The organism is Chromatium okenii, assembly GCF_016583745.1.
Lineage (GTDB): Bacteria > Pseudomonadota > Gammaproteobacteria > Chromatiales > Chromatiaceae > Chromatium > Chromatium okenii.
In genome coordinates this window covers 94,365-111,523 of record NZ_NRRQ01000002.1, presented here as the reverse complement: position 1 = coordinate 111,523, position 17,159 = coordinate 94,365, and the positions used below count along the sequence as shown (strand labels likewise).

General features: G+C 48.2%; 16 protein-coding genes. 14 read left to right on the top strand and 2 right to left on the bottom strand.

Going from position 1 to position 17,159, the window contains the following annotated elements; translation table 11 throughout:
* Nucleotides 1-11: 11 nt before the first annotated feature.
* The 5 genes from CKO12_RS01250 (at nucleotide 12) to dnaE (ending at nucleotide 6,800) form a co-directional block, all read left to right on the top strand.
* Nucleotides 12-584: an NnrU family protein gene (locus CKO12_RS01250; RefSeq protein WP_200152910.1), complete on the top strand. Its 573-nt coding sequence runs from the start codon at nucleotides 12-14 to the stop codon at nucleotides 582-584.
* A complete protein-coding gene (locus tag CKO12_RS01245) occupies nucleotides 585-1,043 on the top strand; it encodes a molybdenum cofactor biosynthesis protein MoaE (protein WP_200152909.1) in 459 nt (152 codons plus the stop codon). It abuts the gene before it with no gap.
* Nucleotides 1,027-1,173, top strand: a complete 147-nt coding sequence (locus tag CKO12_RS14615) for a hypothetical protein (protein WP_207146203.1) — start codon at nucleotides 1,027-1,029, stop codon at nucleotides 1,171-1,173. The genes CKO12_RS01245 and CKO12_RS14615 overlap by 17 nt, the downstream gene beginning before the upstream one ends.
* A gap of 24 nt (nucleotides 1,174-1,197) precedes the next feature.
* The gene (locus tag CKO12_RS01240) at nucleotides 1,198-3,087 is read left to right on the top strand and encodes a hypothetical protein (RefSeq protein WP_200152908.1); all 1,890 of its coding nucleotides are present in this window, start codon (nucleotides 1,198-1,200) and stop codon (nucleotides 3,085-3,087) included.
* Between the two features lie 176 nt (nucleotides 3,088-3,263).
* Complete coding sequence (gene dnaE, locus CKO12_RS01235) at nucleotides 3,264-6,800, top strand: DNA polymerase III subunit alpha (RefSeq protein ID WP_200152907.1); 3,537 nt, start codon at nucleotides 3,264-3,266, stop codon at nucleotides 6,798-6,800.
* Nucleotides 6,801-6,808: 8 nt separating this feature from the next.
* On the opposite strand, the gene CKO12_RS14610 is transcribed toward dnaE, so the two are convergent.
* Nucleotides 6,809-6,946 carry a hypothetical protein gene (locus CKO12_RS14610; RefSeq protein ID WP_207146202.1) on the bottom strand — a complete coding sequence of 46 codons (138 nt, stop codon included), beginning with the start codon at nucleotides 6,944-6,946 and terminating at the stop codon, nucleotides 6,809-6,811.
* A gap of 127 nt (nucleotides 6,947-7,073) precedes the next feature.
* On the opposite strand from CKO12_RS14610, the gene CKO12_RS01230 reads away from it, so the two are divergent.
* From CKO12_RS01230 to CKO12_RS01190, 9 genes are read left to right on the top strand one after another with little or no spacing between them, the layout of a single operon-like run.
* A complete protein-coding gene (locus CKO12_RS01230) occupies nucleotides 7,074-8,507 on the top strand; it encodes a Do family serine endopeptidase (protein WP_200152906.1) in 1,434 nt (477 codons plus the stop codon).
* A complete protein-coding gene (gene lepA, locus CKO12_RS01225; RefSeq protein ID WP_200152905.1) occupies nucleotides 8,507-10,309 on the top strand; it encodes a translation elongation factor 4 in 1,803 nt (600 codons plus the stop codon). Before CKO12_RS01230 ends, lepA begins: the two co-directional genes overlap by 1 nt.
* 48 nt (nucleotides 10,310-10,357) lie before the next feature.
* Nucleotides 10,358-11,206, top strand: a complete 849-nt coding sequence (gene lepB, locus CKO12_RS01220) for a signal peptidase I (protein ID WP_200152904.1) — start codon at nucleotides 10,358-10,360, stop codon at nucleotides 11,204-11,206.
* Between the two features lie 28 nt (nucleotides 11,207-11,234).
* Nucleotides 11,235-11,630, top strand: a complete 396-nt coding sequence (locus CKO12_RS01215; protein ID WP_200152903.1) for a DUF4845 domain-containing protein — start codon at nucleotides 11,235-11,237, stop codon at nucleotides 11,628-11,630.
* Between the two features lie 42 nt (nucleotides 11,631-11,672).
* Nucleotides 11,673-12,344: a ribonuclease III gene (gene rnc / locus CKO12_RS01210; protein WP_200152902.1), complete on the top strand. Its 672-nt coding sequence runs from the start codon at nucleotides 11,673-11,675 to the stop codon at nucleotides 12,342-12,344.
* Complete coding sequence (era, locus tag CKO12_RS01205) at nucleotides 12,341-13,249, top strand: GTPase Era (RefSeq protein ID WP_200152901.1); 909 nt, start codon at nucleotides 12,341-12,343, stop codon at nucleotides 13,247-13,249. Before rnc ends, era begins: the two co-directional genes overlap by 4 nt.
* Before the next feature lie 25 nt (nucleotides 13,250-13,274).
* Nucleotides 13,275-14,015, top strand: coding sequence for a pyridoxine 5'-phosphate synthase (gene pdxJ, locus CKO12_RS01200; RefSeq protein WP_200152900.1), 741 nt, complete (start codon nucleotides 13,275-13,277; stop codon nucleotides 14,013-14,015).
* Nucleotides 14,016-14,040: 25 nt separating this feature from the next.
* Nucleotides 14,041-14,703: a DUF2499 domain-containing protein gene (locus tag CKO12_RS01195; protein ID WP_200152899.1), complete on the top strand. Its 663-nt coding sequence runs from the start codon at nucleotides 14,041-14,043 to the stop codon at nucleotides 14,701-14,703.
* A 44-nt stretch (nucleotides 14,704-14,747) separates the two neighbouring features.
* Nucleotides 14,748-16,385 carry an ATP-binding protein gene (locus tag CKO12_RS01190; protein ID WP_200152898.1) on the top strand — a complete coding sequence of 546 codons (1,638 nt, stop codon included), beginning with the start codon at nucleotides 14,748-14,750 and terminating at the stop codon, nucleotides 16,383-16,385.
* Here CKO12_RS01190 and crp read toward each other — a convergent pair.
* Nucleotides 16,382-17,035 (bottom strand): cAMP-activated global transcriptional regulator CRP, encoded by a 654-nt coding sequence (gene crp, locus CKO12_RS01185; protein ID WP_200152897.1) that lies wholly within the window; start codon nucleotides 17,033-17,035, stop codon nucleotides 16,382-16,384. The genes CKO12_RS01190 and crp overlap by 4 nt on opposite strands.
* Nucleotides 17,036-17,159 lie beyond the last annotated feature (124 nt).

The window sequence follows — 17,159 nt, the reverse complement described above, 5'->3', positions numbered from 1 at the left end:
GAGAATAACCGATGACGCTCTTTATTATCGGAGTGCTGTTGTTGCTGGGAACCCACAGTGTGACCATCGTTGCCCCGCAGTTGCGCCCGGCGGCAGTGGCGCGACTCGGCGTGCTCGGCTGGCAGGCGCTCTACAGCCTGCTATCACTGCTCGGATTCGGTCTACTGGTGTGGGGTTACGCCGCCGTGCATCCGACCTCGCCGGTGCTGTACACGCCGCCCGCGTGGACGAAACATCTGGCGCTGCTGTTGATGCTGCCGGTATTTCCTTTGTTATTAGCGACTTATCTGCCGGGGCGCATTCAAATCGCCGTCAAGCATCCGATGTTGTTGGCGGTCAAAATTTGGGCGGTGACGCACCTATTGGTGAACGGCACGCTGGTCGATGGGATGTTGTTTGGTTCATTTTTGGTGTGGGCAATCGCAGATCGGATCGCGCTCAAGCGCCACGCCGGGCCGCCAGTGCAAGGTGCGCCGCCTCATGCTTGGAATGATGCGCTGGCTATCGGCGGCGGGATTGGCGCTTACCTGTTGTTTTTATTCTGGTTACATCACGCGCTGATCGGCGTGGCGATTTTGCCTTAAATGTTGCGCGTTCTGATTCAAACTGAACCGCTCGCCATCGCCGCTGAACAGGAACGGCTGTGGCGCGGGCACTCTGGCATCGGTGCCGTCGTGACGTTCATCGGCTTGGTGCGGGATTTCAGCGCCGACGCGGTGGTGACGCAGCTCACCTTGGAACACTATCCGGGGATGGCGCAGCGGGTGCTGGACACGCTGGCGGCGACCGCTACTGCTCGCTGGAATTGTCAACAACTCACGCTCATTCACCGCGTTGGTACCTTTGCCGTGAATGAACCGATTGTGTTGATTGGTATAGCAAGTGCGCATCGCGGCGACGCATTTCGTGCCTGTGAATTCCTGATTGACGAATTAAAAGCTCAAGCGCCCTTGTGGAAACAAGAGCACACCACAACTGGTGCGCATTGGGTCACACCTGCTATTCATCATGCCGCAGCATATCCGGTTGACGCGCAACTATGATGTGCTGATTGATTCAATTAACGCCTGTGTTGTTTATTCCATTCTGCGCATCAACATTCATCTGCATAAACGCTCATTTCTGGTCAATATCGCATCGCACCAGAGCGGCGCAGTGACGGTCGGAGGCTGACCGTAATTTCATTCGGAGCAATCAATGTTTCATCCCGATCCCGATACTATGAGCGAGTTCGATTTGGTGATCGTCCTTGCGGTGCAACGCATTCTCGAAGTCACCGAGCCACAGGACTTTTTGCGCTGGGTACGCGACACCGTTCCCGAAGTGGTGGAGTTTCCCGACCACATGGACGCGCTTGATATTCGGCGGATGGCGACCGTGCTGGGCATCGCCGTGTGGAACGCGACACCGTTGCCGAAATACGGGTTTACGCTGCGTCCCCTCACGCCGCCTGCGCTGCAAGGACGTTGCCACTGCGGGTCGGGATTACGTTACCGCGACTGTTGCGCCAACATCACCAACCTGCCGGAAATGTCCACCGAGGCAATTTGGGGAATCCTGCTCCATGAATTGTCGGATGCGCAGGTGCGCGACGCGCTGGAGCGCAAGGCCGTGCCGCAGCATTTGCTGGCGATGGTGGCAGAACGCTGGTTAGAAGAGCGTCCGCGGCGGGTGTTGACCTTGTTAGAACCGCTGTTTGCGGGCGCACTGGCGGAGTTGGACGGGCGTTATGAGCTGGCGTTTGATATGTTGTGTACCGTCTACGATCTGCTTGATTATCCTCGCAAAAAAGACACCTTGATTCAGCGCATCTGCGCGGAAGGCAGTCGGGAATTGCAGGCGGTGGCATGGCAACAACGCTGCACGATGTTGGCTGATGACCGCGAGTTCGCGCAGGCTGAAGAGGCGTTTGCGATGGCGCTGCGGTGCGATCCTGAAAATACCAACTCGGCGCTGTTAGAAATCACCTTGCTCACCAGTCAACACAAGCTCGCCGTCGCGCAGGAGCGGGCGCAGTTTTGGTTACATCGGCTGCGCCGCGCTGGCTACGATGAGGGGTTGTTGCTGGAGTTTTTGCGCTTGGCAGTCACCGATCCCCAAGCGGCGTTGTTGCGCAGCACGGCGGAGATGGCGGGGCTGCCGGAGTTGACGGCGCTGCGCGATTGGCTGCGTCGACAGTGTCAGCGTCCGGTGCCGGTCTATCAGGCGCAACGGCTCTCGCTGCGACGGGAGCGGGGAAGTGCATCTAAAAGTAAGCACTTCGCACATAAAATGATGCCGCCGTTAGCGATTGCGGCGCTGGAAATGCAATGGCATGAGGTGCTGCCGGTTGGTAAGCCCGTCTCCACGCAGATGGTGCTCAGTGATGAAGATGAAGAGCTGCTGTGGATGCAGATCGACTGGCTGGACATGTTGCTGCAAGAGCCGCTGTTAGCGGACAGCTTGGAAGTGCTGGATGACGTTGCGACCGCAGTGGAGGCATATCCCAACGCGGAAGTGCCTTGGGTGGAAACGGTGTTGCTGTGGCCAATTCTGGAACGGGCGTGGGCGATCATCCTGCGGATGTCGCCGCCGACGGATCAACGCGAATTCCCGTGGCTGGTGGAAGCCAATCGCCCGGCGTTGCGGCTGTTATTTCGCCGCCATGAATTCCAAATTAATCACGATGACGCACCAGGCGCTATCCAAACTTTGGAAACGATGCTGCGCTTAAATGCGCACGATAATCACGGAGCGCGGGCGGAATTGATGAATTTGTATCTGCGCTGCGGACAGGATGCGCAAGCAGCGGCGTTGGCGCAGCGTTATCCCGATGATTTGTTCCCGCAGGTGCTTTACGGCGAGGTGCTGGCGCTGTATCGGCTGGGGCAAAAAGCGCAGGCGCAGGCGATGTTGACGAGCGCGGTGCAGCAATTGCCGCGAGTGCCGACGTATTTAACCCGCAAGCGCATCAAACAGCCGACGCTTGATCCGTTTGGCGTCAGCGTGGGCGGCGATGATCAAGCGTGGTTATATCGTGAGGAAATGCTGGAGGTATGGGCGGCAGAACCCGGCGTGTTGGATTGGTTAAAACGCTTCACTGCTTAACGATTTTTTCAGTTTTTCAGTTGTCAGTGATAAAGCTGTTTTTTAATGACATCCGACAAGGTTTTTCAACTGTTATTGAATTGGTCACAACGCTGTTTTTTACTGACAACTGAAAACCGACAACTTTTTTAACCGCGCCCCTCCTTCATTTTTTAATAGCAGGACACCTTGCCGCTGTGGAACCGCGTTTTATTCATCTGCATCTTCATTCCGAATACGCGCTAGTAGACAGCGTGATCCGGCTCAAATCGCTGGTAAAAGCGGTTGCAGCGGCAGGAATGCCCGCCGTTGCCGTCACCGATCCGGTTAATTTATTTGGGCTGGTGCGGTTTTATAAAGCAGCACTCAGCGCCGGCATCAAACCCATCGCTGGCGCGGATGTGTGGCTGCGCAATCCCGACGATCTCAAACAACCGCATCGCCTCGTATTGCTGGTGCAGGATCAACGCGGTTACGGCAATCTTACGCGCTTGATTTCACGCGCTTATTTAGAAGGACAACACCAAGGCAGCCCGCTGCCGCAGGTTGAATGGACGTGGCTGGAAGCGGCGGCTGACGGGTTGATCGCGCTCTCCGGTGGCGCGGGCGGCGATGTTGCGCAGGCGCTACGCAATGGTCGCCCCGAAGTGGCCGAACGTTTACTTGACCGTTGGCTGGCGCTGTTTGGCGACCGCTATTACTTGGAATTGATCCGCACCGGACGTGACGCGGAAGAGACAGTAGTGGAGTTGAGTGTGGCGCTGGCGCAACGGCGCGGCGTGCCGGTGGTCGCCACGAATGACGTGCGCTTTCTCGCAGGGAGTGATTTTGACGCCCACGAAGCGCGAGTGTGTATTCACGACGGCGCAACCTTGAATGACGCCCGCCGCCCGCATCTTTACAGCACCGAGCAATACCTGCGCACCCCGGCGGAAATGTGCGCACTCTTTGCCGATTTACCCGAAGCACTTGAAAATTCAGTTGAAATTGCCAAACGTTGTAATTTAGAACTCCAGCTCGGCAAGAATTATTTACCGGATTTTCCGGTACCAACGGGAATGACGGTCAATACGTTTTTTAGTGAACAAGCGCAATTAGGATTAGAACAACGGCTCGCGCAAATTCTAAATGCCGCTGCGCCCGAATTCAGCGCCCAACGCCAACAGTATGATGAACGCTTGGCATTAGAATTAACGGTCATTATTCAAATGGGTTTCCCCGGCTACTTTTTAATTGTTGCCGATTTCATTCAATGGGCAAAAGATCACGACATTCCCGTCGGGCCCGGACGCGGTTCAGGTGCCGGTTCATTAGTGGCGTATGCGCTCAAAATTACCGATCTTGATCCGATTGAACATGAATTGTTGTTTGAACGCTTTTTGAATCCTGAACGGGTGTCCATGCCCGATTTTGATATTGATTTTTGCATGGAAGGACGCGACCGCGTTATTGAATACGTCGCCATGAAATATGGACGTGATGCCGTCTCGCAGATCATTACTTTTGGCACAATGGCCGCAAAAGCAGTGGTGCGTGATGTTGGGCGCGTGATGGGACATCCGTATGGCTTTGTTGATCGCATTGCCAAAATGGTGCCTTTTGAATTAGGCATGACTTTAGAAAAAGCACTTGCTGAAGGTGATCTGAAACAAGCCTATCAAAACGATGAAGAAGTGCGCACATTGCTTGATTTAGCGCGGCAATTGGAAGGATTAGCTCGCAATGCTGGCAAACACGCGGGCGGAGTCGTAATAGCGCCTACGCAATTAACTGATTTTGCCCCGCTGTATTGCGAACCGGGCGGCATCAATTTAGTCACACAATTTGATAAAGATGATGTCGAAAAAGTCGGCTTGGTGAAGTTTGACTTTTTAGGTTTGCGCACCTTGACCATTATTAAATGGGCGTTAGACACGATTAACCATCGCCGCGCCGCAGTTGGCGAGCCATTGCTTGCTATTGAACACATTGATGCCCACGATCACAACGCCTTTGATTTATTAAAACAATGCAAAACAACTGCCGTATTTCAGCTTGAATCACGCGGCATGAAAGAACTGATTAAAAAGTTACAACCAGATTGCTTTAATGACATCACCGCATTAGTGGCATTATTTCGTCCTGGCCCGCTGCAATCGGGAATGGTAGATGATTTTATTAACCGTAAACATGGTCGCGCTGCGGTTGCGTATCCGCATCCTGATTTAGAGCCGGTCTTAAAACCCACTTATGGCATCATTTTATATCAAGAACAGGTGATGCAAATTGCGCAGGTATTAGCGGGTTATTCATTAGGCAGCGCCGATATTTTGCGCCGCGCAATGGGTAAAAAGAAACAATCCGAAATGGATCAGCAGCGGGCTATTTTTGAAAAAGGCGCGGTCGCACGCGGCATTGAGCGCAGCGTTGCCAGTTATATTTTTGATTTAATGGATAAGTTTGCCGGTTACGGGTTTAATAGAAGCCACTCGGCGGCGTATGCGCTGGTCAGTTATCAAACACTGTGGTTAAAAACCTATTATCCCGCTGCATTTATGGCAGCCGTTTTATCAGCGGATATGGATCACACTGATAAAATTGTGACGCTGATTGATGAATGTCGCACGATGGACTTAACGATTGAACCACCCAAAATCAACTGTTCTGCATATCGGTTTACAATTGCGGATGAACGCACCATCATTTATGGCATGGGTGCTATTAAAGGTGCCGGTAAAAGTGCGATTGATGCCATCATTGACGTGCGCGAAGCTGGCGGTGCCTTTTCTGATTTATGGGATTTTTGCGGACGCATTGATCTGCATAAAGTGAATCGGCGCGTATTAGAGGCGCTTATTCGCGCCGGGGCGCTAGATGAATTCAATGCGAATCGGGCGTTGTTAATGGCGCAGTTGCCTTTTGCCTTAAAAGCGGCGGAACAGCGTCAAGCCACTAAAACGGCGGGGCAAGTAGATTTATTTGGTACTCAAGAAACGACCGTCACCATTGCGCCTGAATTGCAATTGATCACGGAACAGGATGTCAATTGGGATGATGAACAACGCTTGCTGGGTGAAAAAGAAACCTTGGGGCTTTATCTCACTGGTCATCCCATTGATCGCTACAAAACGGAATTAAAAGCGATGCGCTGCACCCGCATTGCGCGGTTATTAGAATCAGATCAAGAGCTGGGACGACGTGATCGTCGTGACCGTGAAAAATACACGGTGATTGGCATTGTGAATACGGCGCGACACACTAAAACTGGACGTGGTTTTATGGGATCGGTGGTGCTGGATGATGGCAGCGGTCAAGTTGAAATCACGGTATTTTCTGAACTGTATGAAAAAAAGCGTCATTTACTGATTCCCGATCAATTGTTGCGCATTGAAGGAACGTTACATTTTGATGAATTTAGAGATGCGTTTTCACTCCGCGCTGAGGATATTCAACCCTTTGAAGATGCGCGGTTAGTAGAAGCAGAGTATTTATTGTTGATATTAGATATGTCACATCCCGCTGCTTATGCAGAAGGTATAACGCAAGTGCAGAATTTACATCAGACGTTAATGGCATTGCAGGCAAAAACTGGTTTACCAATTCGGTTGCGTTATCGGCGACCGGGGGCAGTCGGTGAGTTAATCTGTGGATCACAGTGGCGGCTGTATCCAGCAGATGCTGCATTAAAAAAATTGCGGCAAATGTTTGGTGCCAGCGCCGTGAAACTCTTTTATAAAAACGGCGCAGTTGTTTGAATCTGTATTTAATTGTACAGGCAAGCAGAACTATTCACTGCCAGCCGCAGAAGAGCTGGACGAGTGAGCGCAGAGCAACGTTTGATGGCGATTGCTGAACGCAGCGGCAGTGGCGGGCGCTCACCCAACCGGCGGCGCTGAATCATTGCAATAAAATTGAATTGAATTACCAAAAAGATTACAGTGACTTAGTTGTTTTTTATCTCAGTACGATTGCGCATTTACCGCTTTGGCGGCAGCGCACCCAACGACCTTAACGCAGCGAATTTAGTTATGACGACAGTTTTTAGAGGGCAACGACTGCATTTGTCGTTGGTATTTACCGTTTTAATGAGTGCTGCGCTGCTGCCGCTGGAGGTGGCGAGTCGGGAATTGCCTGATTTTACGGCGCTGGTGCGCGAGCAGGGCACGGCAGTGGTCAATATCAGCTCGAAACAGGCGGCGGTGCGTCCGCCGGTGCAACGTCCTGAATTGCCAGAATTACCACCGGGCAGCCCGTTGCAGGATTTTTTTCAACGCTTTTTTGGGGAAGAAACGGAAGAAGCGCCGGATGATTTGGCGCAATCGCGCTCGCTGGGTTCTGGCTTCATTATTTCGGCGGACGGTTATGTGTTGACGAATTCGCATGTCGTTGATAGTGCAGAAGAAATTGTGGTGCGCACCAGTGACCGCCGCGAGTTCGTCGCCACCTTGATCGGCACCGATAAACGCAGCGACATCGCCTTGCTCAAGGTCGCCGGCGAAGGCTTGCCAGCGGTGCGCATCGGCACCTCAAAAACGCTGCAAGTGGGCGAGTGGGTGTTGGCGATTGGCTCGCCGTTTGGGTTTGATTCCTCAGCAACGGCCGGCATCGTCAGCGCGTTGGGGCGCAGCTTGCCGACGGAAAATTATGTGCCGTTTATTCAAACCGATGTGGCAATTAACCCCGGCAATTCCGGTGGTCCACTATTCAATTTAGATGGAACGGTAATTGGTGTGAATAGCCAAATTTATAGCCGCACCGGTGGTTTTATGGGACTGTCATTTGCAATTCCGATTGACGTGGTAATGGATGTCGTCAACCAATTAAAAACGAAAGGAAAAGTCAGTCGTGGTTGGCTGGGCGTTTTAATTCAAGACGTGACCCGCGAGCTGGCAGAAACCTTTGGACTGGCGCAACCGCGTGGCGCGTTAGTCGCGCAGGTATTGCCTAATAGCCCGGCGCTGACCGCCGAATTGCGCCCCGGTGACGTGATTCTGCGTTTTAATGGCGAAGAGGTTTTAACATCAAGTGCCTTGCCGCCGTTAGTCGGTGCGACGCCTGTTGGTAAAGCCGTCAAAGTAGAAGTTTTACGCCAAAGTAAAGTGCAATTATTAACGGTGACAATTGAAGAATTGCCCGAAGAAAACACGGCGACTGAAGAAGAAACAACTCCGCCTGCGCCAACCAATCGTTTAGGTTTAGTGGTGCGCGATCTCAGCGCCGAACAACGCAAATTACTTGGCACTGATAATGAAGGCGTTTGGATTGAACATCTTGATGTTGGCGCGGCTGAACAAGCCGGTTTACGCGCAGGTGATTTAATTCTCATGTTTAACAATCAACGCATTACCGATGTTGCCACGTTTAATCGGATTTTAGAATCACTTGCGCCCGGACGTCCGGTTTCTGCATTGATTCAACGGGCGGATAGCCGCATGTTTTACGCCATTCAGATGCCAAAATAATGACTGAGATTAGCCACATTCGTAACTTTTCGATCATTGCCCATATTGATCACGGCAAATCGACGATTGCCGACCGTTTTATTCAAATCAGCGGCGCATTAAGCGAGCGCGAGATGTCAAGCCAAGTGCTCGATTCAATGGACATTGAACGCGAGCGCGGCATTACCATTAAAGCGCAAAGCGTAACGCTGGATTATCGCGCTCGTGATGGTCAGATTTATCAATTAAATTTCATTGATACGCCGGGGCATGTGGACTTTTCTTATGAAGTCTCGCGTTCACTAGCGGCTTGTGAAGGTGCGTTATTGGTAGTTGATGCTGCGCAAGGTGTTGAAGCGCAAAGCGTGGCGAATTGCTACACCGCAATTGAACAAGGATTAGAAGTGCTGCCGGTCTTAAATAAAATTGACCTGCCTTCTGCCGAACCAGAGCGCGTGATTAAAGAGATTGAAGAAATCATTGGTTTAGATGCGCATGATGCGCTGCGCGTGAGTGCTAAAACAGGAGAAGGAATTCCCGATTTATTAGAAGCACTGGTGGCACATATTCCAGCGCCACAAGGTGATCCCGCAGCGCCATTGCAGGCGCTCATTATTGATTCCTGGTTTGATTCTTACGTTGGCGTCGTGTCTTTAGTGCGCGTGATGAATGGCGAAATGCGCAAGCGCGATAAAGTGCTCATTATGTCCACCGGGCGCACCCAACAAATTGATGCCGTTGGTGTATTTACTCCGAAAAAAACTGAGCGCGACGTATTACGCGCCGGTGAAGTTGGCTATATGGTTGCGGGTATTAAAGAGATTGATGGTGCGCCAGTAGGCGATACCATTACGCGCCCCGATCAACCTGCCGCAAAATTGCCGGGATTTAAAGAAATGCGCCCGCGTGTATTTGCCGGTTTGTATACGGTGATTACCGATGATTATGAAGATTTGCGCGAAGCACTGGGCAAATTGCGCTTAAATGATGCGGCGCTGCATTATGAGCCAGAAGTCTCACAAGCATTAGGGTTTGGATTTCGTTGTGGCTTTCTCGGAATGCTGCACATGGAGATCATTCAAGAACGCTTAGAGCGTGAATATGACCTCGATTTAATTACCACCGCACCCACCGTAGTGTATGAAGTGGTGCGCACTGATGGCGAAGTGATTAAAATTGATAATCCGGCAAATTTACCGGAGCCGGGGCAATTCAAAGAAGTGCGGGAACCGATTATCGAAGCGCACATTTTAGTGCCGCAAGATTATCTGGGAGCTGTGATTAACCTGTGCATTGAAAAGCGCGGCGTGCAAAAACAACTGCATTACGTTGGCGGGCAAGTGCAAGCCAGCTATGAATTGCCTCTGAGTGAAGTGGTATTGGATTTCTTTGATCGCTTGAAATCTTGCAGTCGCGGATTTGCTTCTTTTGAATACGAGTTTAAGCGGTTTCAAGCGGCTGATTTAGTGAAACTGGATGTCTTGATTAACGGCGACAAAATTGATTCCTTGTCATCCATTGTACATCGGGCATTGTCACAAAATCGCGGGCGCGATATTACTGAACGCATGAAAGATTTGATTCCGCGACAAATGTTTGAGGTTGCGATTCAAGCGGCTATTGGCGCTAAAATTATTGCGCGTACAACGGTTAAACCTTTGCGTAAAAACGTCACCGCAAAATGCTATGGTGGTGATGCAACGCGCAAGAGAAAGTTGTTAGAAAAACAGAAAGAAGGCAAAAAACGCATGAAGCTCGTTGGCAAGGTAGAGATTCCTCAAGAAGCGTTTTTGGCGGTCTTGCAAGTCAATAAAGACAACTAACATTAGTTGCTGCTGTGTTTAACAACTTCATCGCACAAGGATTCAATAATGACTTTTGATTTCCCAGCCTTTCTTGTTTTAGGATCGGTAGTGACTGGCAGCATTTGGTTGATTGATGCACTGATGTTTGCACCGCGTCGTCGTCGTATTTACGAAGCGATGTTGCTTAAAAATCCTGCTGAAATCTCACCGCAAAATGTCCCGCAGGAATCAGCGTTAGTTGAATACGCACGCTCGTTTTTCCCCGTTATTTTTGCGGTATTGATTCTGCGCTCGTTTTTAGCTGAACCCTTTCGCATTCCCTCGAATTCAATGATGCCAACTTTATTGACGGGAGATTTTATTCTCGTTAATAAATTTGCCTATGGGCTGCGCCTGCCGGTACTGAATCGCAAAGTGGTAGAAATTGGTGATCCACAACGCGGCGACGTGGTGGTATTTAAATACCCACTCAATCCCACCGTTGATTATATTAAACGGGTCGTGGGATTGCCGGGTGACGACATTCATTATCGCAATAAAACGATCTATGTGAATGGCGAACCGGTGGTGCAATTGCCGGTAGGTGCTTTTACTGGCGAAGGTTCGGGCAGTGAAATGACCGGAGCGCGGGAAGCAGTTGAAAAGCTCGGTATGATTGAACATCGCATCCTGACACGTCCTGAAGAACCAAACTTTGCGTTAGGTTGTCAAAAACTCGCATTAGGGCCAGTCATGGTACCGCCCGGGCATTATTTTATGATGGGAGATAATCGTGATAACAGCAATGACAGTCGTTGTTGGGGATTTGTCCCCGAAACAAATTTAGTCGGTAAAGCCTTTGCAATTTGGATGCATTGGGATTCTGAACGGGCGGGGCGGATTGCGTGGTCGCGGCTTGGGCACGGAATTGATTAAATAACCATCGTTTTAGGAGCACAATATAATGCGCACACAATTAAAAGTAGCAACGCATCAACGCGGCATTGGTATGCTGGCAGTGTTATTCACCATTGGTCTACTGGCATTTTTTATGACAGTATTGTTGAAATTGGGACCCGTGTATTCTGAATTTTGGACGATTCGATCAATTATGGTTGACATATCCGAACAGACCGCCACAATTCAAGGTGGAGCGCGGGGGATTTTAGATGCAATTGGCAAACGAATGGAAGTGAATGATGTTAAGGCAGTAACAACCAGTGATTTTGAAGTGAATAAGCAAGATCAAGAGTCTTTTCAGGTTGTGCTGCATTATGAACAGCGCGTGCATCTCTTTTTCAATGTTGATGCGGTTGCTACCTTTGATTATCAAGTCAATATCAAAACGCAATCGCCTTAAAAATGCTGGTAACAACACAATGGTATTAGTAGGACAACACCAGTGAATGCCGAGCTGCGACGTTTGGAGCAGAATTTGGGTTATGTATTCGATGCTCCTGAATTACTTGAGCAAAGTTTAACCCATCGCAGTGCGGGAGCAGTGAATAATGAACGGCTGGAATTTCTTGGCGATGCGTTGATTGGGTTGCTCATTGCAGAAGTGTTATGGGAGTATTTCCCCGATGCAGATGAAGGAACCCTCAGCCGAATGCGGGCTTCATTAGTAAAACGTGAAACTTTGGCGGCATTGGCACGCGAATTAAATCTTGGTGATTATTTGCGTTTAGGAGCTGGAGAATTGCGTACTGGTGGCTATGCGCGTGATTCAATTTTAGCCGATGGTTTAGAGGCGGTATTAGCGGCAGTGTATCTTGATGCTGGATTTGAAGCGGCGCGAGCTGTCGTTTTAACACTATTCGCAGAACGGTTAGAAGCAACGAGTACTACTCATTCAGGCAAAGACCCCAAAACGCGGCTGCAAGAATTATTACAAGCGCACAAACGTCCGCTGCCTGAGTATAGCGTTACGGCAATTGATGGTAGCCAACACAATCAACGTTTTATTGTGCGCTGTCAGCTCGTAGATATGCAATTTCATACCTTCGGTGATGGTAGTAGTCGCCGCCGGGCCGAACAATCCGCTGCAGCAGCAATGTTGGAACATCTCATATGACGCTTAATCAAGAATCCCATGCTGTGCGTTGCGGTTACGTTGCGATTATTGGCCGCCCAAATGTTGGTAAATCAACATTATTAAATCGTATTCTTGGTCAAAAATTAGCAATTACGTCTCACAAAGCACAAACAACACGTCATTCTATTTTGGGAATTAAAACCCGTGCTGAAGGGCAGATATTGTTTGTGGATACTCCCGGGATTCACCAACGCGGCAGCAATGCCCTCAATCGGTATTTGAATCGCGCGGCATTGACCGCATTAACAGGTACCGATCTCGCACTATTTGTAGTTGAGGCTTTGCGCTGGACTGCTGAAGACGCTAAAGCATTGGCAGCAATTGCCGCAGCAGCTGTGCCAGTCATTGCTGTTGTTAATAAAGTGGATCGCTTATCAAATAAACAAGCATTATTGCCATATCTACGCATGTTGGCACAACGTCACGAATTTTTGGCGCTCATTCCTGTGTCAGCAACTAATGGAGATCAAATTGAAACGTTAGAACAGACAATCGTCACTGCATTACCAGAAAGTGAATTTTTATTTGCTGAAGATCAATTGACTGACCGTTCTGAACGTTTTTTTGCTACAGAACTAATCCGTGAACAATTGATGCAGCGGTATGGCGAAGAATTGCCTTATTGTACTTCAGTTGCCATTGAACGCTTTGAACAAGAAAATGGACGTTATCAAATTCATGCGTTAATTTGGGTGGAGCGTCCTAATCAAAAAGCGATCATTATTGGCAAGCAAGGTGAAGCATTAAAAGCAACCGCTAGTCAAGCGCGATTAGAAATGCAAAAATTATTTGCTTGTCCAGTGCATTTAGAAGTATGGGTTAAAGTTAAAAAAAGCTGGTCAAGCGATGAAGCTGCTTTAGCAAATCTTGGTTATCAAGAATAATAATATTTGAATACGGAAGTGTATGATGTCAATAAATGATTCTTCTCACGCTATTCTGCTCGGAGTGAATATCGACCATGTTGCAACCCTTCGCCAAGCGCGAGGTACCCGCTATCCAGAACCAATTCAAGCCGCGTTAGTGGCAGAACAGGCAGGGGCGGACGCAATTACCTTGCATTTGCGTGAAGACCGTCGCCACATTCAAGAGCGCGATGTGTTGTTATTACGCGACATTTTGCACACGCGGATGAATTTGGAGATGGCGGCAACGGTCGAAATGGGCGCACTGGCGGCGCGGATTAAACCTGCTGATGTCTGTTTGGTGCCGGAGCGGAGGGAGGAATTAACCACTGAAGGCGGATTAGATGTCGCTGGTAATCAAGCCTATCTCACTGATTTTTGTACACAATTAGCAGAGGATGGCGTCCGCGTGTCATTGTTTATTGATGCAGACCCTCATCAAATTGATGCCGCTTGCGCGGTTGGGGCACCGGTTATTGAAATTCACACTGGGCATTATGCGGATGCGCCACTTCCCGCCCGCGCCGCAGCGTTGTCTCATATTCGCAACGCCATTACGCATGGTTTGGCGCTGGGATTACAAGTTAATGCCGGTCACGGTCTGGATTATCATAATGTCAGTGCAATTGCTGCATTATCTGGTTTGCGCGAATTGAATATCGGTCATGCCATTATTGCGCGAGCCATTTTTGTGGGTTTAGCACCAGCAGTGCAAGAGATGAAACGTTTAATCAGTTTGCGCTAACTGCTAATTAAAAAGTATAACCATCATGCTGCTATCCTTGCCCACTTGGTTTATTCATATCGCCACAGTTGGAGAATGGTTGGTGGCGATGTTTTTATTCTGGCAGTATGGTCGTTTAATTCAAAATCGTAAACTGCAATTTTTTGCATTGAGTATGACGCCACATTTATGTGCTGGCATATTTATTCTGCTGTTTCATTCCAGTAACGATACCCATGTTCTATATTTAACGGTTGCCAGTTTTTTAACTTTTACTGGCAGCCTGTTATTATTGACAGCCGCATTAACCTTACTGCTTAACCAATACTGGCGTTGGTCTGGTTTAGTAATAGGAAGCGGCTTGATATGGATACTGATGCAGTGGTCACTATTCGGAGAAAACAGCGCCTTATTTTTGCGTGCGGCTAACCTGTATCACATATCATTTTTATTAGTTCTACTCGCTGTTTATCGTCGCCAACCAACGCTTTTTTCACCACTCATCATTAGCGGTTTTTGGTTGTTGCTAGTTTTCGTAGCCGTCACACTCCTCAGCACTCAAATTGCGGTAACGCAACAAGGCTTACCGAGTCTTTCCCACCACGATCTTTTGCATGGTTTAAGTGAAAGTGTTTTATCAGTGAGTAATTTACTGATTGCCATTGGCGTATCACAACGCATTGCCTATTGGCGCTCTAACGCTATCTAAATCATGTTATGGCGCTCTATAATTCAGCGCGGCGCTTATAGTTAATGACCATACTATCTACAACTGCTCTGCAATCCCATTTAACGTGGCGGGCACTACGCTGGTTATTTCTTTTTCGGTGCCTTATTTTGCTTGGTTTAACTTGGGTTTTTTCAGCAACACTATTCGCGCCAACGATTGACAGCCGGTTTATTTGGTTAATCATTAGCAGTTATAGTGTGTTAATGCTTTTGGGTGGCTTAACGCTTGTAACCTGTTGGCCACTTCCCGCTCAACAAGTACAAATTTCTATTTTTATTGATATTATTGCCTACACACTATTGATGCACCTTGCAGGTGGAATTGGTAGTGGTTTGGGAGTATTACTTGCGGTGGCGGTAGCGGCTGCCGCATTGATGATGGAAGGACGGCTATCGTTGTTATTTGCCGCAATTGCTTCGTTAGCTGTTATTGCCCAGCAAGGCTACTCTGCATTACTTAGTATTCAATCTACCGTGAGCTTTACTCAGGCAGGGTTATTGGGACTACTCTTTTTTACAGTTGCAATGATGTCGCATGTTCTCTATCGACGTATTCAATCCGCAGAAGCACTTGCCGCTCGCCGCAAAGTTGATATTGATGATTTATCTAAGTTGAACGATTTTATTATTCACAGCATCAACACTGGCATTTTAGTGGTAGATGGTGAACAGCGATTACGGTTATTTAATCGAGCAGCACTGGCACTATTTACTGCAAAACGCTTGCGCATTGGTGCCCCGCTGGCAAGTTTATCGCGGGAACTCAGCCAATGGTTACAAGAAACATTTATTAAAAACCCAAAAGAACAGGGTTTATCAATACAAGCAACCCAAAATCTCCAGCTTTATCATTCACCACCTGAAGAAAAGGTGGTGCTGTTGAATAATTCTGAAATTCGGGTTTCATTGAAATTACTAGGGGCTGATTATACCAGTGGTATTATTTTATATTTACGCGATAATCAAGAAGCAATGAATGAAGCACAACAAATTAAGTTAGCAGCATTGGGTACACTGACTGCGAGTATTGCTCATAATATCCGCAATCCACTTAGTGCCATGATTCATGCCGGCGAATTGCTTTCTGAAAGTACAGCATTGCATGATGATGATCTTCACTTGCTTGATATTATGCGTCGTAATGGGGCACGAATTGAAGAAACTGTGCAGAGTGTGTTGCAACTATCACGTCGTAATCAGCATCAACCAACCTACATTATGCTTTTAACTTGGCTGGAAGACTTTATTGGTGACTTTCGTGAACAGCATCACTTAAGTGCCAAACAACTTCAATTATTTGTTCCAATTACACCAACGACTATCGAAGTAGATCCGCGTCATTTACATCAAATTTTTGCTAATTTATGTGAAAATGCGTTGATACATGGCTGTATTGATACGGAATCAGCTCACATTGTGGTGCAAGTACACGACGCTATTGCTCCGTGTTCAATTCAAGTAGATATTTCTGACAATGGCCCGGGGATTCCTCCCAATAATGTAGATGATATTTTTAATCCTTTTTATACCACAAAGAGCAACGGCACCGGGTTGGGATTGTATATTGCGCGAGAACTGGCTGATACCAATGGTATTCGTTTGAGTTATACGCCATTAACGCCACATGGTAGTTGTTTTTGTTTGAACTTTAGAACTATCTAATTATTAAATACTACAATCGTTTTGCCTTTAACATTCACAAAACCCTGCTGTTCTAATGTCTTCAAAACCCTGCCAGCCATTTCCCGCGAACAACCCACAATTCTACCAAGCTCCTGCCGGGTAACCCGAATTTGCATTCCTTCAGGATGGGTCATTGCATCTGGCTGTTTACACAAATCAAATAATGTTCCCATAATGCGGTTTGTTACATCAAGAAATGCAAGATCACCAACTTTGCGACTGGTAGTGCGTAACCGTATTGAAAGTTGCAAACCAATGCTATACAGAAAATCTTTTGCTACGCTCTTTAATTCGTTATTTAATAATCGTTCAAGGCGTTGATAAGTAATCTCAGCAACTTTACACTGGGTGCGAGTGCGAATGATCACGCTACGAGTACTTTGCGGAATAAATAACCCCATCTCGCCGATAAACTCACCTTTGTTGATATAGGTCAACAGCAATTCACGTTGCTCTTTTTCGTCATCAATTAAAGCTGCTACCGAACCTTCAAGCAGGTAATACAAGGTTTCTGCCGCTTGTCCTTGGCGAATAAAGTCAACATTTTTATCATAGCTTTTTGTGTGGCAATGAACCAAAAACGGTTCAAGCCAAATTGGAGGTTCTTGTGGAGGTGTCAACTGGATCATATTTTAGACTGACTATTCGCAATAAGTAAATTTTAGTATACCAAACAGTAGTATTAAGTTATACCAACTATTGATAACTACAGATCATGCGTGGTAACTGATAGAATATAGCAGTGGTGTTTCA